We start from the raw sequence: 26163 nt of genomic DNA, 5'->3' as shown, positions 1-26163 counted from the left end.
ACGACCCCGTGGCTTCCGGTCCCGGGGCGCTCCGCTCCGGTCGTGCTTCCGGCCGCGTCCGCGGCCCCCTTCGCGTTCGGCTGTGTCACGTCCGGCCCCTCACATCCGGAAGACGCCGAAGCGCGGCGCCTCGGGATCGCGTCCGGGCAGCGGGGCGTTGGCACAGGCGGTCAGGGCCAGCCCCAGCACCTGACGGGTCTCCAGGGGGTCGATCACCCCGTCGTCCCACAGCCGGGCCGTGGCGTAGTAGGCGTTGCCCTGGGATTCGTACTGCGCACGGACCGGTGCGCGGAACTCCTCTTCCTCCTCGGCGCTCCACTCCTCGCCGCGTGCCTCCATCTGGTCCCGCTTGACGGTGGCCAGCACCGAGGCCGCCTGCTCCCCGCCCATCACGGAGATCTTGGCGTTCGGCCACATCCACAGGAAGCGGGGGCTGTAGGCCCGGCCGCACATCGAGTAGTTGCCGGCGCCGTAGGAGCCGCCGATCACGACCGTCAGCTTCGGCACCCGGGCGCAGGCCACCGCGGTGACCATCTTGGCGCCGTGCTTGGCGATGCCGCCCGCCTCGTAGTCCTTGCCGACCATGAAGCCGGAGATGTTCTGCAGGAAGAGCAGCGGGATGCCGCGCTGGTCGCACAGCTCGATGAAGTGGGCGCCCTTCTGGGCCGATTCGGAGAAGAGGATGCCGTTGTTGGCGACCACACCGACCGGATGGCCGTGTACGTGGGCGAAGCCGGTGACCAGGGTGGTGCCGTACTCCGCCTTGAACTCCTGGAACCGCGAGCCGTCCACCACGCGGGCGATGACCTCGCGCACGTCGTAGGGGGTGCGGGAGTCGGCGGGGACGGCGTCGTAGAGCCCGGCCGGGTCCAGGGCCGGCTCCTCGGCGGGGCGCACGCTCCAGGGCAGGGCCGCGGTGTCGGCGGGTGCGGGCAGGGTGGCGACGATGTGCCGGACGATGCGCAGCGCGTGCGCGTCGTCCTCCGCCAGGTGGTCGGTCACTCCGGAGATCCGCGAGTGCGTCTCGCCGCCGCCCAGTTCCTCGGCAGTAACGACCTCACCGGTCGCCGCCTTCACCAGCGGGGGCCCGCCGAGGAAGATCGTGCCCTGCCCGCGCACGATCACCGCCTCGTCGCTCATCGCGGGGACGTAGGCGCCTCCCGCGGTGCAGGAGCCGAGGACCGCGGCGATCTGCGGGACACCGGCGGCGGACATCCGGGCCTGGTTGTAGAAGATCCGGCCGAAGTGGTCCCGGTCGGGGAAGACGTCGTCCTGCATCGGCAGGAACGCGCCGCCGGAGTCCACCAGATAGAGGCACGGCAGCCGGTTCTCCAGGGCGATCTCCTGCGCACGCAGGTGCTTCTTGACCGTCATGGGGTAGTAGGTGCCGCCCTTGACCGTGGCGTCGTTGGCGACGACGACCACCTCGCGGCCGGCGACCCGGCCGATCCCCGCGATCACCCCGGCGGCGGGCGCCGCGTCGTCGTACATCCCGTCGGCCGCCAGCGGTGCGATCTCCAGGAAGGGGGAGCCGGGGTCCAGCAGCGCGTCCACGCGCTCCCGCGGCAGCAGCTTTCCCCGCGCCGTGTGCCGTTCGCGTGCCCGGGCACCGCCGCCGAGCCGGGCGCGTGCGAGCTTCTCCCGGAGCTGCCCGGCCAGCTCGCGGTGGGCCCTGCGGTTCTCCCCGGCGGCGTCCGAACCGGGGTCGAGGGTGCTGCTCAGGCGCGGCGCCGCGGGCCCGTGCCCGCTCACGTCCCGCACTGCTCGCTCGTTCATCCGACCGGCCCCCTCGCTCGCACGACACACGCCCTTCCCGCCGCGCCACCTCATGTCCGGCGCGACGCACCACGAGCCGACGCAGCCGACCGTGACCACCGCGGGCAGCGCGGCAGGCGCGGCCAGTACGGGCGGCGCTGCCAGCACTGCCAGCACTGCCAGCACTGCCAGCACTGCCAGCACTGCCAGTACTGCCAGTACTGCCAGCGAACACAGTTAGTCAGCGTTAACTCGACGCCTCCAGGTTAACGCTGACTAACGCGGCTGTCTAGAATGGTCAGCATGAGCACGAAGACGGCAGGCACGGCCGCACCCAGCCGGCGGGAGCAGATTCTGCGGGAGGCCGCACGGCTCTTCGCCGAGCGCGGCTTCCACGGGGTGGGCGTCGACGAGATAGGGGCCGCGGTGGGCATCAGCGGCCCCGGTCTCTACCGCCACTTCGCGGGCAAGGACGCGATGCTGGCCGAGCTGCTGGTCGGAATCAGCCGGCGGCTCTACGACGGGGGGCGGCGCCGGGCCGAGGAGTCGGCGGCGGCGGGCCTGTCGCCGGGGGCGGCGCTGGACGCGCTGATCGACGGGCACATCGACTTCGCGCTGGACGACCGCGAGCTGATCACCCTGCACGACCGGGAGCTGGACCGGCTGCGGGAGGCCGACCGCAAGCAGGTCCGCAAGCTCCAGCGGCAGTACGTCGAGCTGTGGGTCTCGGCGGTCCGCGCGCTGTACCCGGATCTGACCGAGCTGGAGGCGCGGGTCTCGGTGCACACCGTCTTCGGGCTGCTGAACTCGACGCCGCACCTGAGCGGCCCTTCGGCGCTGCCGGACCGGGAGACGACGGCGGCGCTGCTGCACCGCCTGGCCCGCGGCGCGCTCTCGTCCGCCGCGCCCGCGGCGGAGGGGTCGGGCGGCGGCCCCGCGGTGCAGGCTGCGTACCCGCCCCCCGGGTCCGAGGGGCCGGACACCCCGGTCTGACGGGTGGGCACCCCGAAGCGGTACCCCTCCGGGAGGGCGAAGCGGGTCACGGCCCCGGTCGGCCCCGGTTCGCCCTGGACAGCCGAGGTGACTGCTCGGTAGCTTTGACGTGTGTAGGCTGAGCAAGCGCTTAGCCATGCCGAGGCGACGAGGAGGCGTGCTGTGCGCCGCACGGTGTTCAACGAGGACCACGAAGCGTTCCGCCGGACGATCCGCGACTTCATCGCGGCGGAGGTCGTGCCCCACTACCCGCAGTGGGCCGAGCAGGGCTATGTCCCCAAGGACTTCTACAAGAAGCTCGGCGAGCTGGGCGTCTTCGGCATCGAGGTCCCCGAGGAGTACGGCGGCGCGGGGGAGACGAGTTTCAAGTACAACGCCGTGATCACCGAGGAGTGCGCCCGCGCCGGGGTCAGCTTCGGCGGCTCCGGCGTGCACACCGCGCTCTGCCTCCCCTACCTGCTCAAGTACGGCTCCGAGGAGCAGAAGAAGCGCTGGCTCCCCGCCTTCGTCTCCGGCGAGATGATGACGGCGATCGCCATGACCGAGCCGGGCACCGGTTCCGACCTGGCCGGGATGAAGACCACCGCCAAGCTGTCCGAGGACGGCACGCACTACATCCTCAACGGCGCCAAGACCTTCATCACCGGCGGTGTCCAGGCCGACCGGGTGCTGGTCTGCGCCCGCACCGCGGCTCCGGACCCCGCCGACCGGCGCGGCGGCATCTCGATCCTCGTGGTGGACGCCAGGAGCGAGGGCTACGCGGTCGGCCGCAAGCTGGAGAAGCTCGGGCTGCGCTCCTCCGACACCGCCGAGCTGTCCTTCACCGACGTCAAGGTGCCGGTCGAGGACCTGCTGGGCGAGGAGGGCAAGGCGTTCTCCTACCTCACCCACAACCTGCCCCAGGAGCGGCTGGGCATTGCGCTGGGTGCCTACGCGATGTCGGCGGCGGCGGTGCGCTTCGCCCACGAGTACGTCAAGGAGCGGACGGTCTTCGGCAAGGAGGTGGCCTCCTTCCAGAACACCAAGTTCGTGCTCGCCGACTGCCAGTCCGACGTGGACGCGCTGCAGGCCGTCGTGGACCGCGCGCTGGAGGCGCTGGACGCCGGTGAGCTGACTCCGGCGGACGCCGCCTCGGCCAAGCTGTTCACCACCGAGACCGCGGCCCGGGTCATCGACAAGTGCCTCCAGCTCCACGGCGGGTACGGCTACATGCTGGAGTACCCGATCGCCAACCTGTACGCCGACACCCGCGTCTCACGCATCTACGGCGGCACCAGCGAGGTCATGCGCTCCATCGTCGCGAAGTCCATGGGCCTGTGAGCGGCCCGGTGCCGACGTGGCTCCACCACCGGGCGGCCGCAGCGACATGAGCCAGGAACTGACCGACCTGCTCGATCTGCTCGACCTGGAGCGGATCGAGCAGGACATCTTCCGGGGCAGCAGCCGCGCCTCCCTGGTGCCCCGGGTCTTCGGCGGACAGGTCGCGGCGCAGGCGCTCGTCGCCGCCTGCCGCACCGTCCCGGCCGGGCGGCTGCCGCATTCCCTGCACGCGTACTTCCTGCGTCCCGGCGACCCCGGGGCGCACATCGTCTACACCGTGGACCGGATACGCGACGGCCGGTCCTTCACCACGCGCCGGGTGGTGGCGGTGCAGCACGGGCAGCCGATCTTCCATCTGTCCGCCTCGTTCCAGACGCACGAGGAGGGGTTGGAGCACCAGGAGCCGATGCCCCCGGCGCCCGATCCGGAGACGCTGCCGACCGCGGAGGAGAAGGTGCCGCGCTACCGGGAGCTGTTCGCCGACCCGCAGGTGCCCGAGCGCCTGCTGCGGGCACGGGCCGCGGTGGATCTGCGGTACGTCGAGGAGCCGCCGTTCGCCCGGGTCGGCAGCCGGAGCGAGCCGCGTTCCCAGGTGTGGTTCCGCACCAACGGGAAGCTGGACGGCGAGCTGGACGACCCGATGCTGCACATCTGCCTGGCGACGTATGTCTCGGACATGACGCTGCTGGACTCCGTGCTGCTCGCGCACGGCCGGGGCGGCTGGGCCGTCGGCGATGTGGTCGGGGCCTCACTGGACCACGCGATGTGGTTCCACCGCCCGTTCCGCGCGGACGAGTGGCTGCTCTACGACCAGGAGTCGCCCACGGCGCAGGGCGGCCGGGGGCTCGGCAAGGGGCGGATCTTCACCCGGGACGGGCGGCTGGTCGTCTCCGTCATCCAGGAGGGCGTCGTCCGGGTTCCCCGGCCGCGGCGCGCGGAGGCGCCGGGTGCCGCGGCGGAGCGGACGGCGGATCAGCCCGCGAGCCCCGCGGCGGACAGCAGGTAGGCGGTCATCGGCTCGTAGTAGCGCGGGTCGACCACGTGGTCGTCCAGGGGTACGGCGACCTCCAGCGTGCCTTCGGCCTCGCCCAGGAAGAGGGCGGGGTCGTTGCAGTCGGCGAATCCGACAGTGGTCAGCCCCTGCTGTGCGGCCCGGCCCGCCCAGCCGTGGTCGGCCACCACCAGGTCGGGCAGCGGTTCGCCGGCCTGCTCCAGGCCGAGCAGCACGCCCGCCATCGGCTGGGGGGAGTGCGTGTGCCACAGGGAGGCGCCCCGCTCGTAGACGGCGACGCCCTGGAACTGGACGATGACGCCCTCGTCGGCGAAGACCCGCAGCGGGGTGCGGACGATGTCGCAGCCTGCCGCGCGCAGCGCGGTGGCGAGGGTGCCGTGCATGTCCAGCAGTGCACCCGGGTGCCCGGTGGCGAACAGCACCCGGGAGCGTGCCTCCGCCGCCTTGCGGAGCTCGGCGGCGGCCCGGTCCAGGGCCGCCACGGTCAGCTCCGGATCGATGGTGTCCTGGCCGGTGCGGTAGTCCGGGTCGTCGTTGACGCCGCAGCGCTCGGCCATCACCGCGAGCACGTCCTGCTCGTCCGCCCAGCGCTCGCCCAGCTCCAGGCCGAGCCAGTAGTGGCGGTCGCCGTTGGCGAGCTTGCGGTAGTGGGAGAGGTTGTTCTCCCGCGGCGTGGCGACGTCCCCCGCGATCCTGGCGTGCACCAGGTGGCTGGTCAGCTCGGCACGGGAAGGTGCTGCCGGAAGCGGCAGGGGCAGGGGCACGGGCGAGAGCGGCTGCGACATGTACCCATTGTGGCTCGTACTGTCGCTCGATGGACGGAGTGTCCAAAAGGCGGGGTACGCTCCTGCGGACCGTCCAACGGCGGACGGGCGCATTCCGCCTAGGCTCGACGGTATGACCAGCAGCGACATACCTACCCCCGACAGCGCTCCGACTCCCCGCGGTCCCGTCGACTCCTCGCGGGTGCCCCGCTACGCCGGTCCGGCGACCTTCGCGCGGCTGCCGCGGATCGACGAGACGGGCGGCCGCGCCGACGTCGCCGTGGTCGGCGTCCCCTTCGACACCGGTGTCTCCTACCGGCCGGGTGCCCGCTTCGGCGGCAACGCGATCCGGGAGGCGTCCCGGCTGCTGCGGCCCTACAACCCGGCTCAGGACGCCTCGCCCTTCGCGCTGGCGCAGGTCGCGGACGCCGGGGACATCGCCGTCAACCCGTTCGACATCGGTGAGGCCGTCGAGACGGTGGAGGAGGCGGCCGGCTCCCTGCTGGACTCCGGCGCCCGGCTGATGACGCTCGGCGGCGACCACACCATCGCCCTGCCGCTGCTGCGCGCGATGGCGCGCAAGCACGGCCCCGTCGCACTGCTGCACTTCGACGCGCACCTGGACACCTGGGACACCTATTTCGGCGCCGCCTACACGCACGGCACCCCTTTCCGGCGGGCGGCCGAGGAGGGGCTGCTGGACACCGCGGCGCTCTCCCACGTGGGCACCAGGGGGCCGCTGTACGGGAAGCGGGATCTGGACGACGACGCGAAGATGGGCTTCGGCATCGTCACCTCGGCGGACGTGATGCGGCGCGGGGTGGACGAGGTGACCGACCAGCTCCGGCAGCGCATCGGCTCCCGCCCGCTGTACGTGTCGGTGGACATCGACGTGCTCGATCCGGCACACGCTCCGGGTACGGGCACGCCGGAGGCGGGCGGGATCACCTCGCGGGAGCTGCTGGAGATCCTGCGCGGGCTGTCCGGCTGCCATCTCGTCTCGGCCGACCTGGTGGAGGTCGCCCCCGCCTACGACCACGCGGAGATCACGTCGGTCGCGGCCTCCCACACGGCGTACGAGCTGACGACGCTGATGACACGGCAGATCGCGGCCGCTCGCGGCTGACGGAAGTGCCCCGGATGAGTGTGTTCCGGCCGTGTTGCGGGCGCGGCCCCTCCGGCGCTTCGTACGTGTGCGGACGGTCCCCGCGGTCCGCGGGCGGACCGCCCCCGTTCGGGACGCCGAACGGCCCAGGTCGGCGGGGGCTTGACGGGGTGCCGGAAAACATCCGCTCAGTCACGGAGTGCCACTGGTTTAATACGGGACGTTACTGAATTTGATCGGTCGATGTGCATTTCGTGGAAGTTATCGACAGACTGCAGAAGCGATCCCGCGGGAAGACGGCGCGGAGCGGTCGCGGAGCTGGCCTCGTGGGGGGTGCCGGCCCGCACGCACCCAGGGACGCGCCGTCGGTGGCCGGGGCGGCCACGGTGGAGCCACGCGCTCACCGGGCCGCCTTCGGCCACTCTTCGCCCCTCTCCCGGCCCCTGCTTCGCCCTTCTTCCGGCCCCTGCTTCGGCCCTCTCCCGGCCCCTGCTTCGGGCCTTCCCCGGACCTGGTTCCGCCCCCGCCCCGGCGCGGTCCGGAATGAAAGCCCGCTCTCCCGATGTTGGGCACTCGGCAGGAACGGAAGGGCGCAGGCCGACGTGAAGGGACTGGGGACGCGGTGACGGAGGAGAGTGCGGGTACGCCGGGCTGGGCCCGGCGGCTGGCCGGGTACTGCTGGCGGTACAGGCGCGCGGTGGTGCTCGCACTGGGTGCCTCGCTCGGCGGCATGGCCGTCATGGCGCTCGTCCCGCTGCTGACCAAGGTCATCATCGATGACGTGGTGGTCGGCGGACAGGGCGGCCTGTGGGCCTGGATCGGACTGCTCGTCGCCGCGGCAGCCGTCATCTACCTACTGACCTACGCCCGCCGCTACTACGGCGGGCGGCTCGCGCTGGACGTCCAGCACGACCTGCGCACCGAGATGTACCGCTCGATCGTCCGGCTGGACGGCCGCAGCCAGGACGAGCTGTCCACGGGGCAGGTGGTGGGCCGCGGCACCAGCGACCTCCAGCTCGTGCAGAGCCTGCTGTTCATGCTGCCGATGATGATCGGCAACGTGCTGCTGTTCCTGGTGGCGCTCGTCGTGATGCTCGTCCTCTCGCCGCTGCTCACCCTGGTCTCCGTCGCGGTCTTCCCGCTGCTGTGGTGGGTCGCCGACCTGAGCCGCAAGCGGCTCTTCCCCGCCACCTGGTACGCGCAGCAGCAAGCCGGAGCGGTCGCCTCGGTGGTGGACGGCGCGGTCAGCGGCGTCCGGGTGGTCAAGGGCTTCGGCCAGGAGGCGCAGGAGACCGGGAAGCTCCGGGCCGTCAGCCGGAAGCTGTTCGCGGGCCGGCTGCGCACCGTGCGCCTCAACGCGCGCTACACCCCGGCCCTGCAGTCCGTACCCTCGCTCGGCCAGGTCGCCATGCTCGCGCTCGGCGGCTGGATGGCCACCCGTGGCGAGATCACGCTGGGCACCTTCGTCGCCTTCTCCACCTATCTGGCGCAGCTCGTCGGCCCGGTCCGGATGCTGGCCATGATGCTGACCGTCGGACAACAGGCCAGAGCAGGCGTCGAGCGGGTCTACGACCTGATCGACACCGAGCCGCAGATGGCCGAGAGCCCGCACGCCCGGGACCTGCCCGCAGCCGCGGACGCCTCCGTCGAGTTCGAGGACGTCAGCTTCGGCTACGCGGCGGACACCCCCGTGCTGGACGGCTTCAGTCTGCGCATCGAACCCGGTGAGACGGTCGCCCTGGTGGGGGCCAGCGGCAGCGGCAAGTCCACCGTCTCCATGCTGCTGCCGCGTTACTACGACGTGACCGGCGGCGCGGTGCGCGTGGGCGGCCAGGACGTGCGCGAGCTGACCCTGGACTCGCTGCGCTCCGCCATCGGGCTCGTCCCCGAGAACCCCTTCCTGTTCTCCTCCTCCCTCCGGGAGAACATCGCCTACGGCGCGCCCGACGCCACCGACGAGGAGATCCGCGCCGCAGCGCGGGCCGCCCAGGCCGACCGGTTCGTCCAGGAGCTGCCGGACGGCTACGAGACCACCGTCGGCGAACAGGGGCTGACCCTCTCCGGCGGCCAGCGGCAGCGCATCGCGCTCGCCCGTGCCCTGCTGACCGACCCGCGCCTGCTGCTCCTGGACGACGCCACCTCGGCCGTGGACGCGCGCGTGGAGCACGAGATCCACGAGGCGCTGCGCGAGGTGATGGCCGGCCGTACCACGCTGCTGATCGCCCACCGGCAGTCCACCCTGGCGCTGGCCGACCGGATCGCCGTACTGGACGGCGGCCGGCTGGCCGACATCGGCACCCACGAGGAACTGGTCGAGCGCTGCGCCCTCTACCGGCGGCTGCTGACCGACCCGGACGAACTCGGTGACGTGGAGCGCGACCCGGCCGGCATGGCCGTGCACGACGCGCACGACACCGTCGACGGGGTGACCCCCGAGCTGTGGGTGCGCGAGCAGGAGCCGGGGACCGAGGGCGCTCTGCCGGGCGGCGGCAGCGGAACCGCCGCCGCGCAGGCCGGCCGGCCCGGAGCCTTCGGCACCGAACTCGCGGGCCTGCCCGGCAGCCCCGAACTGCTCGCCAGAGTGGCGGCGCTGCCCCCGGCCGACGACCTCCCCGAGGTGGACGAGGAGCGCGCCGAGCGGCGCGAGGACTCCTACGGGCTGCGGCGCCTGCTGCGCGGCTTCGGCGCCGCCCTGCTGGTCGCCCTGGTCTTCGCCGCGCTGGACGCCGGGTTCGGGCTGGTACTGCCCGTGCTGATCCGGCACGGCATCGACGACGGGGTGGAGAAGGGCGCGCTGGGCGCGGTCTGGTTCGCCTCCGGGCTGGCACTGGCCGTGGTCGTCGCCCAGTGGGCCGCCCAGACCGGCTCGCTGCTGCTGACCGGACGCACCGGCGAGCGGGTGCTCTACGCCCTGCGGGTGAAGATTTTCGCGCAACTGCAGCGGCTGGGCCTCGACTACTACGAACGGCACCAGGCGGGCGCCGTGATGACCCGGATGACGACCGACGTCGACGCGCTCTCCACGTTCCTGCAGACCGGGCTGGTCACCGCTGTCGTGTCGCTCTTCACCTTCCTGGGCATCCTCGGCGCGCTGCTGGTGCTCGACGTCCAACTGGCGCTGGTGGTCTTCGCGACGCTGCCGCTGCTGGTCGTCGGCACCTACTTCTTCCGCCGGCAGAGCGTCAAGGCGTACGAACTGGCCCGGGAGCGGGTCAGCGTGGTCAACGCCGACCTGCAGGAGTCGGTCGCCGGGCTGCGGATGGTGCAGGCGTTCCGCGGCGAGGAGCGCGGCGCCGAGCAGTTCGAGCGCCGCAGCGACGGCTACCGCCGGGCGCGGGTGCGCGGTCAGTGGCTGATCTCGGTCTACTTCCCCTTCGTGCAGCTCCTCGCCGCCGTGGCGACCGCCGCGGTGCTCGTCGTGGGCGCCGGACGGATCGAGGACAACACCCTGTCGGCCGGGGCCCTGGTGGCCTACCTGCTCTACATCGAGCTGTTCTTCGCGCCGGTGCAGCAGCTCTCGCAGGTCTTCGACGGCTATCAGCAGGCAGCCGTCTCGCTGCGCCGCATCCAGGAGCTGCTGCGCGAGGAGAGCAGCACGCCCGTCGCCGCCGCGCCGCAGGAGGTGACCGCGCTGCGCGGCGGGATCGAGTTCCGGGACGTGCACTTCCACTACGCCACCGAGGACCCCTCCGGCACGCAGGGGGAGCAGGCGGCGCTCTCGGACATCCGGCTGACCATTCCGGCCGGGGAGACGGTCGCCTTCGTCGGCGAGACCGGTGCGGGCAAGTCCACCCTGGTCAAGCTGGTCGCGCGGTTCTACGACCCGTCCCGGGGCGCCGTCCTGGCGGACGGTGAGGACCTGCGCGGCATCGACCTGACCGGCTACCGGCACCGGATCGGCGTGGTGCCCCAGGAGCCCTACCTCTTCCCCGGGACCGTGCGGGACGCCATCGCCTACGGGCGGATGGACGCGACGGACGCGGAGGTGGAGGCGGCGGCCCGGGGGGTCGGCGCGCACGACATGATCGCCTCCCTGTCGGGCGGCTATCTGCACGAGGTGGACGAGCGGGGCCGCAATCTCTCGGCCGGACAGCGGCAACTGATCGCGCTGGCCCGGGCCGAACTGGTGGACCCGGCGATCCTGCTGCTGGACGAGGCGACGGCGGCGCTCGACCTGGCGACCGAGTCGCTGGTCAACCAGGCCACCGACCGGCTGGCGGGGGAACGGACCACCCTGGTGGTGGCGCACCGGCTGACGACGGCCGCGCGCGCCGACCGGGTGATCGTCCTCGACCAGGGCCGGATCGCCGAGGACGGCACCCACGAGGAGCTGGTGGCGCTGGGCGGGCGCTACGCGGAGCTGTGGCGGACCTTCGCCGGGGAGACGGCGGGCGGCTCCGAGCACGCGGTGGTGTGAGCGCGCGCGGGCGGGCGTCGCGGGCACCGCGCCAGGCGCGCGCCCGCCCCGCGCGCCGGGGCCCGCGCGCCGGGGCCCGCGCGCCCCGCACCGCGGGCCCCGAGCGCTTCGCCCCGAGCGACCGCGTGCGCTTCGCCCCGTGCGTCAGCGCTCGCGGTTGCGCGGGTGCGCCCGGGCGGTGCGCTCGTTGCCGCGCTTGTAGTTGCCCGTCCAGCGGGCCATGACCAACTGTTCGTCTCCCGCGGAGACTTCCTGGAGGAAGCGTTGCGCCCGCCCGTCGCGCAGCGTGGTGACCGGGCGGCCGCGGTGGCTGATCAGCACCGTGCCCGCGGGTCCGCGCTGCTCGTAGGTGAATCCGTGTGGCTGCGGCATGCGCCGACAGTACGCCTCAGGCGTCGCACAGGCCGACCAGATATTCGTCGACCGTCTGCACCTGGCCCCAGGGCAGTGGCTCGGAACCGCTGCGCCAGTGCAGTGCGGAGATCTCCTCGGTCGGGGTGAAGGGCAGTACCTCGGCCAGTTCGCCGGTGAAGACGGCGCCGTAGAGCACTCGCTGCTCGGGGCCCAGCGAGGTGCGGGCGAACCCGGCGAAGCGCAGGGCAGCGGGGTCGGCCGTCTGGCCGGTCTCCTCGCGCAGTTCGCGGAGGGCGGCGCCGCGCGGGCTCTCGCCTTCCTCGATGCCGCCGCCGGGCAGCTCCCAGCAGGCGCGGCTGCGGACGTGCACCATCAGCAGCTTCCCGGCGTGCCGCACGACCAGCAGGACGTAGCCGACCGGGGCGTCCGGGAAGCGGGTCTCCTCGGGCTCGGTGTGGAAGGAGAGCAGCCGCATCTCGCGCGGGCCGGTGGCCAGCGGTGCGGGCGGGGTGGGAAGCGCGGAGTCGTCCATGGGCGGCAGCGTAACGGCGACCGCCGACAGGGCGGTTCGCACCGCTGAGCGGTGCTCGTTCACCCGTATGCGTACAGCGGGTCGGTGTCGGGGTCTGGCAAAGCCGGTCGGACGCCGATAGGTTCACGACGACTTTTGACGCAGTAAGGGGAGGGTGAATGCGTAAAACGCTCAGATGGCTGCTGTCTCTGGTGGTGCTGATAGGCACCTTCAGCGTCGGCAGCGCCTCGGCGGGGGCCGCCACCGCGGCCGATCCCGCGGCCGGCCAGGACATCAAGGACCGCATCCTCGCGGTGCCCGGGATGAGCCTCATCGAGGAGAAGCCCGTCGACGGATATCGCTTCTTCCTGCTCAACTACGAACAGCCGGTGGACCACCGGCGTCCCTGGAAGGGCACGTTCAAACAGCGCATCTCCATCCTGCACAAGGACACGAACCGGCCCACGGTCTTCTTCACCAGCGGCTACAACCTCAACACCAACCCCAGCCGCAGTGAGCCGACGCAGTTGACGGACGGCAACCAGGTCTCCATGGAGTACCGGTTCTTCACGCCCTCCAGGCCCGAGCCCGCGGACTGGTCGAAGCTGACCATCTGGCAGGCGGCCAGCGACCAGCACCGCATCCACCAGGCGCTCAAGAAGATCTACCGCAAGAACTGGATCGCGACCGGCGGCAGCAAGGGCGGCATGACCGCGACGTACTACCGCCGCTTCTATCCGCGTGACATGGACGGGACAGTGCCCTACGTGGCGCCCAACGACGTCCGCAACGACGAGGACTCCGCGTACTACAAGTTCTTCCGCAACGTCGGCTCCAAGGAGTGCCGCGACCGGCTCAACGGCGCGCAGCACGAGATCTTCGAGCGGCGCGGCGCGATGGTCTCGCGGATCAAGGCGTGGGCCAAGGAGAACGACTACACCTTCAAGCTGGCCGGCAGCGCCGACCGGGCCTTCGAACTGGTCGCGCAGGACCTCGTCTGGGGCTTCTGGCAGTACCACCTGGAGAGCGAGTGCGACGAGGTGCCCGCCACCGACGCCTCCACGGACACGCTCTACAAGTGGGCCGACGAGATCGGCGGCTGGTCGGCCGGCACCGACCAGGGCATCACCCCCTACGTGCCGTACTACTACCAGGCGGGCACCCAGATGGGGTCGCCCGACTACGAGGAGCCCCTCCTCGACGACGTGCGCAAGTACCCGGGCCTGAACGTGCCGAGCACCTACGTGCCGCGCAGCATCCCGGTGAAGTTCAACAAGCACGACAGGGCGATGCGCGACATCGACCGCTGGGTGCGCCACCGCTCCTCGCAGATGCTCTACATCTATGGTGAGAACGACCCGTGGGGCGCCGAGCCGTTCCGTCCCGGCCGGCACACCAAGGACACGGCCGTCTTCTGGGCGCCCGGACAGGACCACGGCGCGCGGATCGCCACTCTCGAGGACGACGACCGGGCCGCCGCCACCAAGATGGTGCTGGAGTTCGCCGGACTGGACCACGACGCGGACAAGAAGAAGCCCAAGCGCCTGACGTCGTACGACAAGAAGCTCGACAAGCCCCGGAAGCAGACGCTGGAACTGCGTCCCTGACACGGGCCCGCGGCCCTGACGCGGCTGCCGGCGGCGCCCTCCTTCGCGGCGGGGCGCCGCCGTTCGCGTTCCGGGCCGGGCGGATCAGGCCGCTTCGGCCAGCAGGCCCAGCAGATGGTCGCGGGCCCCGGGCAGCAGTGCGGGCAGCTCACGGACCTCCGGGAACCAGCGCTTCTCGTACTCCCAGCACAGCCACTCGACGCCCGCGTCCGCCTGCGCGTCCGTCGCCCGGGTCAGCACGTCCGCGACCTCGGTGAGCGGCAGCACGCCCTCGCCCGGCGCCAGCGGTGCCGGGTCCTCCCGCGAGGCGATGTCCTTCACCTGCACATAGCCCAGGTACGGAGCGAGCAGCCGGTAGGTCTCCTCCGGGTCCTCACAGCCCCGCCAGGTGTGCATGACATCCCACAGGGCCCCCGCGCCCGGGTGGTCGACGGCGCTCAGGACCCGCGCCGCGTCCGCGCCGGTGGCGTGCGAGTCGTGCGTCTCCAGCAGCACCCGCACCCCCAGATCGGCGGCGATGACGGCGGCCTGCCGCAGCCGCCGTACGGCGTTCGCGTCGCCCTCCGCGACATCCGGGCCGCCGCCGGGGAAGACCCGGGCGTACGGCGCACCCAGGTCGTGGGCCAGCTCCAGCAGGGCGCGCACCTCCTCCAGCACCGGCGCGTCCTCGCCGCTGTCGGCCATCCGCGGGTATCCGGCGACCCCCAGCGGAGTGAGACCGGCCTCCGCGAACTGCGCCGCCACCCGCTGCCGTGCGGCGCGGTCGAGGCCGGGGTGCACGGGCTCCTCCGGGTGGGCACGCAGTTCGACACCGTGGAAGCCCGAGTCGGCGGCCAGCCGCAGCACTTCGTCGACGGGCATGCCGGGCACGCCGAGTGTGGAGAACGCGAGTCGCATGCGCTCACCCGACCAGATGCCCTCCTCCGCGGCAAGGTTCCGGAAGCTCGTGTCGGCGCGCGGGCCCGCACAGGCACGGTGGCTGCGACCGGCCGCGCCCGCGAGGGGCTTGCGACCGGCCGCGCCCGCGAGGGGCTCACGCTCCGGCGCGGGGCGGCGCGGTGGAGGTGCGGACCACCAGCGCGTGCGGCACCGTCGTCGTCCCGCCCGGCGGGGCCGGCCGGGTGCCCAGGGCGAGCTGCCCGGCGCGGGCACCGGCTTCCTGCAGCGGCAGCCGCACGGTGGTGAGTCCGGGTGCGGCGTCGGCGCTGAAGGGCAGGTCGTCGAATCCGGCCACCGACACATCCTGCGGGACCCGCAGCCCGGCGTCCCGCAGGGCGGCGCAGACCCCGAGTGCGACCGTGTCGTTGGCGGCCAGTACTGCGGTCGTCTCCGGCGCCCTGCACAGCAGTTCGACGGTGCCCCGGTAGCCGCAGGAGCGGTCGTAGCCGCCCGCGTGCACGGTCAGCCGCTCCGCCCGGTCCGGACCGGCGGCCCCGTGCGCCGCCAGCGCCGCCAGATGGCCCGCCAGCCGGTGCCGGGTGGTGGTCCGCTCCGAAGGCCCGGCGATGTAGCCGATGTGCCGGTGGCCCAGCGTGAGCAGGTGCTCGGTCAGGGCGTGCGCGCCGCCGCGGTTGTCGAAGGCCACGGTCAGGACGGCACCGCGCGCGAGGCGCCGGGCACCCCTGCCCCGCGCCGCCGGCACCGGCCGCACCGCGGGCTCGGCGACCGGCCCCGCCTCCGGGACCGCCGCCGCTTCCGTGCCCGGCTCCGGAGGGTCCAGCGGCGGTCGGCCGCACAGCACGATCCGGGTGCCGCCCGCGGTGAGCCGTCGCAGGCGCGCGGCCAGCGACGCGCGGTGCGCCGGATCCTCGACCGCTCCGCCGGTCAGCACGATCGCCGCCGCCCGCTGGCGCTGCAGCAGGGTGAGGTAGGTCAGCTCGCGCTCCGGCGATCCGCCGGTGTTGCAGACCACGGCGAGCTTGTGCGGCACGGACGCGTCCGCACCGCTGTCCAGCTCGCTCTGCACGGCGCCGGCGATGATGCCGAAGAAGGGGTCGGCGATGTCGTTGACGAGGATGCCCAGCAGGTCGGAACTGGCGGCGGCGAGCGCGCTGGCGGGACCGTCCACGACGTACTCCAGCTCGGCCACGGCGCGCAGCACGCGGCTCCTGGTGGCGCCCGCGACGGGATAGCCGCCGCTCAGCACCCGGGAGACGGTCGCGGAGGAGACACCGGCGCGGGCGGCGACGTCCGCCAGGGTCACTGCCATCGGTGCGTCCTCCGCTCCTCCGCCGCCTCCGGGACGACGACATGGTCCCATGCGCTCCGTGGACCGCCCTGTGCTCCGCCAACTCCCTTGTCCGGCATGTCCGTTGGGGTTACCGTGAGCCGTTGGCCGTCAGAAAGCGCTTACTACGTGTCGATGCCACCGCGCGGACGCGCTCGCCGAACCGGGCGCCGCGACAGCAGGGAGACGAGTACACGTGTCACGCAGGACGATCCGCATCGCCATGAACGGCGTCACCGGCCGGATGGGCCACCGCCAGCACCTCGTGCGCTCCTTGCTCGCGCTGCGCGAGGAGGGCGGACTCGACCTGGGCGGCGGCCGGACGCTGTGGCCCGAACCGGTCCTGGTGGGCCGCAGGGAGGACGCGCTGCGCTCCCTCGCGCAGCAGCACGGGCTGGACCCGCGGGCCGTCTCCACCGACCTGGACGCGGCGCTGGCGGACGACGGCATCGAGGTCTACTTCGACGCCCAGATCACCTCCGAGCGCCTGGCGGCACTGCGCAAGGCCGTCGCGGCCGGCAAGCACGTCTACGCGGAGAAACCCACCGCCACCTCGCTCGACGGCGCCCTGGAGCTGGCCAGGGCGGCGTCCCGGGCCGGAGTCGAGCACGGCGTCGTCCAGGACAAGCTCTTCCTGCCCGGACTGCGCAAGCTCGCCCGGCTGGTCAGGGGCGGCTTCTTCGGCCGGGTGCTCTCGGTGCGGGGCGAGTTCGGCTACTGGGTCTTCGAAGGCGACTGGCAGAGCGCCCAGCGGCCCTCGTGGAACTACCGGGCCGAGGACGGCGGCGGCATCGTCAGCGACATGTTCCCGCACTGGGAGTACGTGCTGCACAGCCTCTTCGGCCGGGTCACCTCCGTCCAGGCCCACCTGGCCACCCATCTGCCGCACCGCTGGGACGAGCGGGGAGAGCCCTACCGGGCCACGGCGGACGACGCCGCGTACGGCATCTTCACCCTGGAGGGGGGCGCGGTCGCCCAGATCAACTCCTCCTGGGCGGTGCGGGTGCACCGCGACGAACTGGTCGAGTTCCAGGTGGACGGCACCGAGGGCTCCGCCGTCGCCGGTCTGCGCGGCTGCCGCTACCAGCACCGGGCCGGCACCCCCAGGCCGGTGTGGAACCCGGACCTGCCCGCCGCCGAGCGGTTCCGCGACCAGTGGCAGGAGGTGCCCGACAACGACGGGGACGAGGCCACCAACGGCTTCAAGGCCCAGTGGGAGCTCTTCCTGCGCCGCGTCGCCGACCGGGACGGCACCGGTCCGGGCGGGGACGGCGGGGACGGCGGTGGCGACCCCGGCGACGGGGACGCCCGGGGACAGTCCGCCGGGCCGTGCCCCTGGGACCTGCTCGCGGGCGCCCGCGGGGTGCAGCTCGCCGAACTGGCCCGCACCTCCTCGGAGCAGGGCCGCCGCATCGAGGTGCCGGAGCTGGTGCTGTGATCCGGCTGCCCGACCCCGCCACCGGGGGCCTCCGCACCCACGAACCCCGCCGCGTCCCCGCGCCCGCCGTACGCGGACGCCGTCCGGAGGGCACCGGGCCCTGGCCGCGGTGCACCTCCCGCAGGCTCCTGGCGGCCGCCCACGTGGTGGCCGACCCACTGGCCGACGTGCCGCCCGACGGCCCCGCGGCGCTCGACTGGGACGCCACCCTCGCCTTCCGGCACCACCTGTGGAGCCACGGGCTGGGGGTCGCCGAGGCCATGGACACCGCACAGCGCGGCGCGGGCCTGGACCGGGCGGGAGCCGGCGAACTGATCCGGCGCACGGCCGCCGAGGCGAAGGCGGTCGGCGGGCAGGTGGCCTGCGGCGTGGGCACCGACCTGCTGGACCCCCGGGTACCGGGCCGGGACCGGCCGGCTGCCTCCTCGGCGACGGCCGCGGTCGTCGCCGCCTACGAGGAGCAGCTCGCGCTGACCGAGGAGGCGGGCGCACAGGCCGTCCTGCTGGCCTCCCGCGGACTGGCGGCCGTGGCGCGCGGCCCGGAGGACTACGAGCACGTCTACGGCACGCTGCTGCGCCAGGTGAGCAGTCCGGTCGTCCTGCACTGGCTGGGGCCCGCGTTCGACCCCGCGCTGGAGGGCTACTGGGGCAGCCGCGACCCGGACGCGGCCGCCGGCACCCTGCTGCGCATCGTCGCGGCGCACCCCGGGAAGGTGGACGGGGTGAAGGTCTCGCTGCTGGACGCGGACCGCGAAGTGGCGCTGCGGCGGCGGCTGCCGGCCGGGGTGCGCTGCTACACCGGGGACGACTTCCACTACCCGCAGTTGATCGAGGGCGACGAGGCGGGCCACAGCGACGCGCTGCTCGGTGTCCTCGATCCGCTGGCGCCGTTCGCCGCGCACGCCGCGGCACTGCTGGACGCGGGGGACACGGCGGGGTTCCGGGCGGTGCTCGACCCGACCGTCGCGCTGGCCCGGCACCTCTTCCAGGCGCCGACCCGCCACTACAAGACCGGTGTGGTGCTGCTCGCCTGGCTCTGCGGGCACCAGGACCACTTCACCATGGTCGGCGGGCTGCAGTCGGCCCGCTCGCTGCCGCATCTGGCGCGCGCCTGGGAACTCGCCGACGGGCTCGGCCTCTTCCCCGACCCGGAACGTGCCGAGCACCGGATGAAGCACCTGCTCGCGGTGGGAGGAGTGGTCCAGTGAGCCGGGCACGCACCACCAGGGAGGGCCTGGCACGGCTCTCGGTCAACCAGGAGACCGTGCGTCAGCTCTCGCTGGCCGAACTGGCCCGCGGCGCGGCCGAACTGGGCATCGGCGGCGTCGGGCTGTGGCGCGAGCCGGTGCGGGCCCACGGTCCGGCCGCCGCGGCCCGCCTGATGCGCCGGCACGGACTGGCCGTCACCTCGCTGTGCCGGGGTGGCTTCTTCACCGCACGGGAGCCCGCGGCGCGGCGCGCCGCGCTGGACGACAACCGTGCAGCCCTCGACGAGGCGGCCGAACTGGGCACCGGCGTCCTGGTGCTGGTCCCCGGCGGGCTGCCGGAGGGGGAGCGTGACCTCGCTGCGGCGCGCGAGCGGGTCGCCGACGCGCTCGCCGAACTCGTCCCCGCCGCCAGGGAGCGCGGCGTACGCCTGGCGCTCGAACCACTGCACCCGATGTATGCCGCGGACCGGTGTGTGGTCTCCACGCTCGGCCAGGCTCTCGACCTCGCCGGACGGTTCCCCGCCGAGGAGGTCGGGGTCGTGGTGGACGCCTACCACCTGTGGTGGGACGAGCGGGTGCCGCGGCAGCTCGCACGCGCGGGCGCGCAGCACCGGATCGCGCTCCTCCAGCTCGCGGACTGGGTCACCCCGCTGCCCGCGGGAGTGCTGCTGGGGCGCGGCCAGTTGGGGGACGGCGCGATCGATCTGCGGGCCTTCCGCGCGTGGACGGAGGCCGCGGGCTACCGGGGTCCGGTGGAGGTGGAGATCTTCAACCCGGCGCTGTGGGAGCGGGACGGCACCCAGGTGCTGCGGGAGACCGCGGCGCGGTACCTCCGCCATGTCCTGTAGGCGCCCCCGGGTTGCGGGACCGGGCCGCAACCCGGGCCGCGGGTCCGGGCCGGCCCGCCCCCCGGCGTCCGGGCTCAGCCGTCACCCGGCGCAGCAACCCTTTCGCACAGTCGCGGGTCCTGCCGCTGTCGGCTCGCCCTGGGGGCAGCAGCGGGAGGCCGAGGGGAGAGGCGAGGGGCCCGGTCCGCGGACCGGGCCCCTCGTAGCGTCCACCTGCCGCGTCAGAACGGCACGCCGCAGCGCAGCACCACGTTGGCGTAGGGCTTGGCCTCACCGGTACGCACCACCAGCCGGGCCTGCCGCGTCAGCATCTTCAGCTCCTCGTGCGGCACCAGTTCCAGCTCCGGGAAGTGCCCCTCCAGCAGTGCGCCGCACTCGGGGTTGGCCTGCCGTACCTCTGTCGCGGCACGCGCACCCTCCACCTCCAGCTCCTCCAGGAGGCCGGCGAGCACCTCGGCGAAACCGGGCACTCCGGCGCGGAAGGCCAGATCCACCACGTCGGGGCCCTCCGGGACGGGGAGGCCGACGTCGCACACCACGACGAGGTCGGTGTGCCCCAGCCGGGCGAGGGCCCCGCTGAGGTGGCGGTTGAGGATTCCGGACTTCTTCATGCCGCGCTCTCCTGGTCGGCGGCCTCGACGTCCGCCGCGCTCGGGTAGGACTCCTGGGCACCCGGACGGGTCACCGCGAGGGCGCCGACGCGCACCGCGTAGCGCACCGCTTCCACCAGACCGTCGCCGCGGCCCAGCCGCCAGCCGAGCGCGCCGGTGAAGGCGTCGCCCGCGCCGGTGGTGTCCACGGCCCGCACCCGCGGACTGGGCACCCGCACGGTGCCGGAGCCGTCCGCCGTCCCGGAGTCCGCCGCGGTGCCCACTCCGGGTCCGGCCACCAGCGCGCCCTCGGCGCCCAGGGTGACCACGACACTGCGCGGGCCCAGCGCGAGGAGGGCACCCGCCCACTCCCCGGGATCCGATTCCGGCGACTGCCCGGGTTCCGAGTCCGGGGACTGGCTGTCGGCCAGCAGCAGCCGGGCCTCGTGCTCGTTGAGCACCAGCGGATCGCACAGTGCCAGCACGTCCTGCGGCAGCCGGGCGGGCGGTGAGGGGTTGAGCACCACCCGTGCCCCGTGTTCGGCGGCGGATCGCGCCGCCGCGGCAACCGTCTCCAGGGGGATCTCCAGTTGGAGGGAGACGACGGCGGCGGCCTCGAAGAGGTCGCGCGCCGCTGCCACGTCGTCGGGCGTGAGGCGGGCGTTGGCACCGGGGGAGACGACGATGCTGTTGTCGCCGGCCGCGTCCACGGTGATGAGGGCGACGCCGGTCGGAGCGTCCTCGCCCTCGGCGGCACCGCCGGTGCCGCTGCTGTCCACCGTGCCGGGCGCGTCCGCCGCTCCCATCAGGAGCCCCGCCGGGTCGGCACCCGCCGCCCGCTGCGCCTCGGCCAGCATGCGGCCGTACGCGTCGGCGCCGACGCGCGCGAGCAGCGTGGTGCGGGCGCCGAGTCGGGCGGCTGCCGCCGCCTGGTTCGCGCCCTTGCCGCCCGGGTGGATCACCATGTCCGACCCGAGCACCGTCTCACCGGGGCCCGGCCGGCGTTCGAGGCCGATGACCAGGTCGGCGTTGGCGGAACCCACGACCAGCAGGTCGTATCCGTGCATCCGGGGTGCTCCTTCTCGTCCCGCGCGGGTACGGGTGTCCGCGGCGGGCCGTTCAGCCTGTCGTCCGTCCGGCTCCCGGTCAGGAGAACCGGTCGACGTTCTTCTTGGTGACGACCTTCACCGGGACCTTGATCTGCTTGTCGACGGTGGAGCCGTCGATGACGCGCATGGCGTTGCGGACGGCCATCTTGCCGAGCTCGGTGGGCTGCTGGGCGACGGTCGCGTTGATGGTGCCCTTCTTGATGGCCTTCATCGCGTCACCGGTGCCGTCGAAGCCGACGATCTTGACGGACTTGCCGGCCTTGGAGCCGAGCGCCTTGACCGCGCCGAGCGCCATCTCGTCGTTCTCCGCGAAGACCGCGTCGATCTCCGGGTGCGACTGCATGGCGTTGGTGGTCACGTCCAGGCCCTTGGTGCGCTGGAAGTCCGCGGGCTGCTTGGTGACGACCTTGATGCCCGGGTACTCCTTCAGGCCCTGCTTGAAGCCCTTGCCGCGCTCGCGCGACGCGGAGGTGCCGGTCTGGCCCTGGAGCCACAGGACCTGGCCCTTGCCGTCGAGCTGGTCGGCGATCTCCTTGGCGGCCTTCTCGCCGCCCGCCACGTTGTCGGAGGCGACGGTGGTCTTGATGTCGGCCTTGTTGACGCTGCGGTCGGCGGCGATCACCGGGATCTTCGCGTTGTTGGCGGCCTTGACCGAGGGGGCCGCGGCATCCGAGTCGACCGGGTTGATGATGATCGACTTCACCTGCTGGGAGGTGAAGTTCTGGATCTGGTTGGCCTGCTGGGAGGCGTCGTCCGAGGCGTTCTGGACGCTCAGCTCGGCGCCCTGGGCCTTGGCCTCCTCCTCGGCGCCCTTCTTCATCTGGACCATGAAGGGCTGGTTGAGCGCGGATATGGCGAAGCCGATCTTGGGCTTCTCCTTGCCGTCGCTCGACCCGTCGCCCGAGCCACAGGCCGTTGCCGTCAGCGCGACTGCCGTGGCCATGACGACGACAGACGTGTTCGTTCTCTTGCTCATTGCTGCATTCCTTGCAGTCGGCAGATGGATGAACTACGCGAGCTCCCCCGTCGCATAAGGATCATGCGCGGCGACGCAGTGTATCGAGGAGCACGGCGAGCGCAATAACTACCCCAATGACGACCTGCTGCCAGAAAGCGGAAACATCGAGCAGGTTGAGCCCATTGCGCAGAACAGCGAGGATAAGGGCCCCGATCAGCGTTCCGGAAGCCTTGCCCACGCCTCCGGCCAGACTGGCACCACCAATGACGACGGCGGCAATCGCGTCCAGTTCGTAACCTTCGGCAGCCGTCGGCTGGGCCGAGGCGAGCCGCGAGGCCAGGACGATCCCGGCGACGGCGGCGAAGGCACCCACCAGGGTGTAGATCACCAGCTTCTGGCGGCGGACCCGGATACCGGACAGGTGCGCGGCCTCCTCGTTGCCGCCGATCGCGTACATCGACCGGCCGCTGTAGGTGCGGTTGAGCACCAGCGCCGCCAGCAGACCCATCACGATCATCACGATGACCGGCACCGGCAGCCACTCACCGATCGTCTTGCCGATCCAGGAGAGGGAGTCGGGCAGCACGACGGGGCTGCCCTCGGAGACGACCTGCGCCAGGCCGCGCGCCGCCGAGAGCATCGCCAGGGTCGCGATGAACGGCGGCAGCTTGCCGTAGGAGATCAGGATGCCGTTCAGCAGTCCGCAGGCGGTGCCCGAGAGGATCGCCAGCAGCACGCCGACGAAGACCGGCATGCCCTGGGTGGTGGTGAACCAGCCCAGCATCACTCCGGAGAAGGCGGCCACCGAGCCGACCGACAGGTCGATGCCCCCGGAGACGATGGCGAAGGTGACGCCGAAGGCCAGGATCGCGGTCACGGCCGCCTGGACGCCCACGTTGAGCAGGTTCGTCGCGGTGAAGAAGTTGCTGGTCCAGAACGACAGCACCAGCACCAGGACGAGCAGCGCGACCAGCGCGCCGTTGTCCTGCAGTACGCGCCCTGTGTCCTCCACGACGCGACGGGCCGGGTTCGGCCCTCGCTTGCCGCCGGGGCGCTTGTCCAGGCGGTGACCCGGCTGCGTGTCAATGGCCACGGGGAGAGTCCTCCATCTCGCTCGTTCCTGGCGCGGAGGTGCCGACGGCCAGGGCCATGACGGCGTCCTGGGTCGCTTCCCGCGCGGTCAGTTCACCGGCGATCCGGCCCTGGGACATCACCAGGACCCGATCGCTCATGCCCAGCACCTCGGGGAGGTCGCTGGAGATCATCAGCACCGCGTGGCCGGAGGCCGTCAGCTCGTTGATGAGCTGGTAGATCTCGACCTTCGCGCCCACGTCGATGCCGCGGGTCGGTTCGTCGAGGATCAGCACGCGGCTGTTGGCGAGCAGCCACTTGCCGATCACGACTTTCTGCTGGTTGCCGCCGGAGAGCGTGCGCACGTGCTGGTCCAGCCCGGCCATCCGCACCCCGAGCCGCTCGGCGATCCGGGACGCGGCCCTGCGCTGCCCGGCGCGGTCCACCAGGCCGCCCTTGCTCGCCTCGCGGAGGGTGACCAGACCGAGGTTCTCCGAGACCGAGGCGTCCGGCAGCAGGCCCTGCCCCTTGCGGTCCTCGGGGACCAGCCCGAGCCCGGCCGAGTGCGAGGCCCACACGTCGCCGCCCGGCAGCCGCTTGCCGGAGACCTCGACGCGGCCGGCGTCGTAGCGGTCGGCGCCGAAGACGGCCCGCACCACCTCGGTGCGGCCCGCGCCGACCAGTCCGGCGATGCCGACGACCTCGCCGGCGCGCACCTCGAAGGAGACGTTGTCGAACACGCCCTGCCTGCGCAGGCCGGTCACCCGCAGCAGCGGGGCGCCCGACCCGGCACCGGCGCCCTGGGCCGGTGCGGCCTGGCGCGGGTACTGCTGCTCGATGCTGCGGCCCACCATCAGCCGCACCAACTCCTCCTGCCTGGTGCCGGCCGGGACCTGGCCGACGCTGCGGCCGTCCCGCAGCACGGTGACCCGGTCGCCGATGGCGGGGATCTCCTCCAGGTGGTGGGTGATGAAAACGATGCCCACGCCTTCGGCCCGCAGCTTGCGGACGATGGCGAACAGACGGTTGACCTCTTCGGCGGTGAGCACGGCGGTCGGCTCGTCCATGATCAGGATTCGGGTGCGCAGGCTGAGCGCCTTGGCGATCTCGACCATCTGCCGGCCGGCGATGCCGAGCTTGCCCACCGGGGTGCGCGGCGAGGCGGTGATCCCGACCCGGTCCAGCAGCACCTTCGCGTCGGCCTCCATCTTCCTGCGGTCCACGAGGCCCAGGCGGCGCGGCTGCCGCCCCAGGAAGATGTTCTCCGCGACGGACAGGTGCGGCACCAGGTTGAACTCCTGGTGAATGGTGGCGATGCCGAGCTTCTCCGCGGCCTCGGCGTCGGCGATCCGTACCGTTCTGCCGTCGCAGAGCACCCGTCCCTCGTCCGGGCGGTAGGTGCCGGAGAGCACTTTGATCAGCGTGCTCTTGCCGGCGCCGTTCTCGCCCAGCAGGACGTGCACTTCACCGGCGCGCAGGTCGAAGTCGACACCGTCGAGCGCGACCACGCCGGGGAAGGTCTTGCGGATGCCTTCCGTGCGCAGCAGTTCCCGTGCCGGGGGCGGGTCTGGGGTGGTCAACGACGCGTCCTTTCGTCTTCGCCGCAGGAGCGGCGCGCTGTGAGGTGGGCGGAGAGCGTGACGGAACCGGCGCTCCGGCCCTCCACCAGGTCGGTCAGTGCGGCGACCGCGCGGTGGCCCAGTTCCTGGGTGGGCTGGGCTATGGCGGTGATCGGGGGGTCGGTGTGCAGGAACCACGGGATGTCGTCGAAGGCGGCGAGCGACACGTCGTGCGGGACCCGCAGTCCGAGGGTGCGGAGCTGCTCCATGACGCCGAGCGCCATCAGGTTGTCGGTCGCGAAGATCGCGTCCGGTGGCTCCGGCAGCGCGAAGAACGCGTCCGTGGCCCGCCGCCCGCTCGCGGTCTGGAAGTCGCCCTGTCCGATGAAGGTCTCGGGCAGCGGCAGGCCGTGCGCGTGCAGCGCCGAACGGAAGGCGTCCACCCTTTCGTTGCTGGTCGTGCTGGCCACGGGCCCGGTGATGATGGCCAGCCGCCGGTGCCCGAGCGCGTACAGATGAGCGACGAGATCGTGCACCGCGGGCCGCCCGTCGGCGCGCACCAGCGGTACGTCCAGGCCCTCGATCCAGCGGTCGACGAAGACCATGGGGATGCCGAGCAGTGCGGCCTCGCGCAGTGCGACGGAGTCGCCGTCGGCGGGGGAGACGAGCAGCCCGTCGATCCTGCGGTCCAGCAGGGTGCGCACGTGGTGGTCCTGGAGCGTGAGCTGTTCGTCGGCGTTGCCGATGATCACGCTGTAGCCCCGGCTGCGGGCCGCGTCCTCGACCGCGCGGGCCAGCTCCGTGAAGAAAGGATTCAGCACGTCGCTGATGACCAGGCCGAGGGTGCGGGTCTGGTCGGTGCGCAGTGACCGTGCCAGCGTGTTGGGCCGGTAGCTCAGCTCAGAGACGGCGGACAGTACCCGGGCACGGGTCTCCTCGCGGACCCCGCTGTGGTCGTTGAGGACGCGCGAGACCGTGGCGACGGAGACGCCCGCGCGGGCTGCGACGTCCTTGATGCCTGCCATTGCCGTGCCGTGTTCCAGGGGTGAGGGACGCCGCGTCGACGCGGCGTCAGGAGGGGGAGAGGGGGGTGAGCGGTCGGGATTCCGGTGCGGGGGCCGTGCTGGCCTCCGGTCCGGAACGGTGCGAAGTGCTCCCGGCGCGCAGGGGAGTGCCAGGAGGCGCCGCGCTGCGCATGGAAACGATTACATCGGTAATGGAAAGTGATGTGCGCATGGTGATGCAAGCTGAGGACATCGACGATGCACGATCGTGATGATGCGCGTGCAGACGCAACTGCGCTGGTGTCGCGGACAG

The 26163-nt window shown here is 72.6% G+C and carries 19 protein-coding genes and 1 pseudogene; 9 read left to right on the top strand and 11 right to left on the bottom strand.

Annotated features, from left to right (window positions below):
• Nucleotides 1–99: 99 nt before the first annotated feature.
• Nucleotides 100–1776, bottom strand: a complete 1677-nt coding sequence (locus tag BMX65_RS18670; protein WP_075001582.1) for a carboxyl transferase domain-containing protein — start codon at nt 1774–1776, stop codon at nt 100–102.
• A 282-nt stretch (nt 1777–2058) separates the two neighbouring features.
• Between BMX65_RS18670 and BMX65_RS18665 the strand changes: the two genes are divergently transcribed.
• The 3 genes from BMX65_RS18665 (at nt 2059) to tesB (ending at nt 5074) form a co-directional block, all read left to right on the top strand.
• Nucleotides 2059–2748 (top strand): SACE_7040 family transcriptional regulator, encoded by a 690-nt coding sequence (locus BMX65_RS18665; protein ID WP_398758593.1) that lies wholly within the window; start codon nt 2059–2061, stop codon nt 2746–2748.
• A gap of 162 nt (nt 2749–2910) precedes the next feature.
• Entirely contained in the window at nt 2911–4068 is a 1158-nt protein-coding gene (locus BMX65_RS18660; RefSeq protein ID WP_075001463.1) for an acyl-CoA dehydrogenase family protein, read from the top strand.
• Between the two features lie 46 nt (nt 4069–4114).
• The gene (gene tesB, locus BMX65_RS18655; RefSeq protein ID WP_075001462.1) at nt 4115–5074 is read left to right on the top strand and encodes an acyl-CoA thioesterase II; all 960 of its coding nucleotides are present in this window, start codon (nt 4115–4117) and stop codon (nt 5072–5074) included.
• Here the strand turns inward: tesB and BMX65_RS18650 are convergent.
• Nucleotides 5041–5865, bottom strand: a complete 825-nt coding sequence (locus tag BMX65_RS18650; protein WP_177214295.1) for a phosphatase — start codon at nt 5863–5865, stop codon at nt 5041–5043. The two genes, tesB and BMX65_RS18650, sit on opposite strands and share 34 nt — an antisense overlap.
• Before the next feature lie 112 nt (nt 5866–5977).
• Here BMX65_RS18650 and speB point away from each other — a divergent pair, with 112 nt between their 5' ends.
• The gene (gene speB, locus BMX65_RS18645) at nt 5978–6970 is read left to right on the top strand and encodes an agmatinase (RefSeq protein ID WP_075001461.1); all 993 of its coding nucleotides are present in this window, start codon (nt 5978–5980) and stop codon (nt 6968–6970) included.
• A 541-nt stretch (nt 6971–7511) separates the two neighbouring features.
• Entirely contained in the window at nt 7512–11366 is a 3855-nt protein-coding gene (locus BMX65_RS18640) for an ABC transporter ATP-binding protein (RefSeq protein WP_075001460.1), read from the top strand.
• A gap of 144 nt (nt 11367–11510) precedes the next feature.
• Here BMX65_RS18640 and BMX65_RS18635 read toward each other — a convergent pair whose 3' ends face one another.
• A complete protein-coding gene (locus BMX65_RS18635) occupies nt 11511–11738 on the bottom strand; it encodes a hypothetical protein (protein WP_075001459.1) in 228 nt (75 codons plus the stop codon).
• Between the two features lie 16 nt (nt 11739–11754).
• Nucleotides 11755–12252 carry an NUDIX hydrolase gene (locus tag BMX65_RS18630; RefSeq protein ID WP_075001580.1) on the bottom strand — a complete coding sequence of 166 codons (498 nt, stop codon included), beginning with the start codon at nt 12250–12252 and terminating at the stop codon, nt 11755–11757.
• 158 nt (nt 12253–12410) lie between these two features.
• Between BMX65_RS18630 and BMX65_RS18625 the strand changes: the two genes are divergently transcribed.
• Entirely contained in the window at nt 12411–13838 is a 1428-nt protein-coding gene (locus BMX65_RS18625; RefSeq protein ID WP_075001458.1) for a S28 family serine protease, read from the top strand.
• Nucleotides 13839–13922: 84 nt separating this feature from the next.
• On the opposite strand, the gene BMX65_RS18620 is transcribed toward BMX65_RS18625, so the two are convergent.
• Both BMX65_RS18620 and BMX65_RS18615 read right to left on the bottom strand, forming a co-directional pair.
• The gene (locus BMX65_RS18620) at nt 13923–14735 is read right to left on the bottom strand and encodes a sugar phosphate isomerase/epimerase family protein (RefSeq protein ID WP_075001457.1); all 813 of its coding nucleotides are present in this window, start codon (nt 14733–14735) and stop codon (nt 13923–13925) included.
• Nucleotides 14736–14871: 136 nt separating this feature from the next.
• Nucleotides 14872–16047: a LacI family DNA-binding transcriptional regulator gene (locus BMX65_RS18615; protein WP_075001456.1), complete on the bottom strand. Its 1176-nt coding sequence runs from the start codon at nt 16045–16047 to the stop codon at nt 14872–14874.
• A 214-nt stretch (nt 16048–16261) separates the two neighbouring features.
• On the opposite strand from BMX65_RS18615, the gene BMX65_RS18610 reads away from it, so the two are divergent.
• From BMX65_RS18610 to BMX65_RS18600, 3 genes are read left to right on the top strand one after another with little or no spacing between them, the layout of a single operon-like run.
• Nucleotides 16262–17503 carry a Gfo/Idh/MocA family protein gene (locus BMX65_RS18610; protein WP_075001455.1) on the top strand — a complete coding sequence of 414 codons (1242 nt, stop codon included), beginning with the start codon at nt 16262–16264 and terminating at the stop codon, nt 17501–17503.
• On the top strand, nt 17500–18711 hold the full coding sequence (locus BMX65_RS18605) for a dihydrodipicolinate synthase family protein (protein ID WP_075001454.1): 1212 nt from the start codon (nt 17500–17502) through the stop codon (nt 18709–18711). The genes BMX65_RS18610 and BMX65_RS18605 overlap by 4 nt, the downstream gene beginning before the upstream one ends.
• Nucleotides 18708–19559: a sugar phosphate isomerase/epimerase family protein gene (locus tag BMX65_RS18600; RefSeq protein WP_075001453.1), complete on the top strand. Its 852-nt coding sequence runs from the start codon at nt 18708–18710 to the stop codon at nt 19557–19559. The genes BMX65_RS18605 and BMX65_RS18600 overlap by 4 nt, the downstream gene beginning before the upstream one ends.
• Before the next feature lie 221 nt (nt 19560–19780).
• Here the strand turns inward: BMX65_RS18600 and rbsD are convergent, their stop codons facing one another.
• The 5 genes and pseudogenes from rbsD to BMX65_RS18570 all read right to left on the bottom strand — a co-directional run bounded on the left by rbsD (nt 19781) and on the right by BMX65_RS18570 (nt 25871).
• Nucleotides 19781–20170: a D-ribose pyranase gene (gene rbsD / locus BMX65_RS18595; RefSeq protein ID WP_075001452.1), complete on the bottom strand. Its 390-nt coding sequence runs from the start codon at nt 20168–20170 to the stop codon at nt 19781–19783.
• A complete protein-coding gene (locus BMX65_RS18590; RefSeq protein ID WP_075001451.1) occupies nt 20167–21216 on the bottom strand; it encodes a ribokinase in 1050 nt (349 codons plus the stop codon). Before BMX65_RS18590 ends, rbsD begins: the two co-directional genes overlap by 4 nt.
• Before the next feature lie 79 nt (nt 21217–21295).
• Nucleotides 21296–23228: pseudogene (locus BMX65_RS34165) on the bottom strand (ABC transporter permease/substrate-binding protein).
• A gap of 70 nt (nt 23229–23298) precedes the next feature.
• Nucleotides 23299–24867 (bottom strand): sugar ABC transporter ATP-binding protein, encoded by a 1569-nt coding sequence (locus tag BMX65_RS18575; RefSeq protein WP_177214293.1) that lies wholly within the window; start codon nt 24865–24867, stop codon nt 23299–23301.
• The gene (locus tag BMX65_RS18570) at nt 24864–25871 is read right to left on the bottom strand and encodes a LacI family DNA-binding transcriptional regulator (RefSeq protein WP_075001448.1); all 1008 of its coding nucleotides are present in this window, start codon (nt 25869–25871) and stop codon (nt 24864–24866) included. The genes BMX65_RS18575 and BMX65_RS18570 overlap by 4 nt, the downstream gene beginning before the upstream one ends.
• Between the last annotated feature and the right edge of the window lie 292 nt (nt 25872–26163).

Origin of the sequence: Streptomyces qinglanensis (assembly GCF_900111245.1) — a bacterium.
Classification (GTDB): domain Bacteria; phylum Actinomycetota; class Actinomycetes; order Streptomycetales; family Streptomycetaceae; genus Streptomyces; species Streptomyces qinglanensis.
The sequence above is the reverse complement of the archived record's forward strand: the minus strand, read 5'-3'. Positions and strand labels throughout refer to the sequence as shown.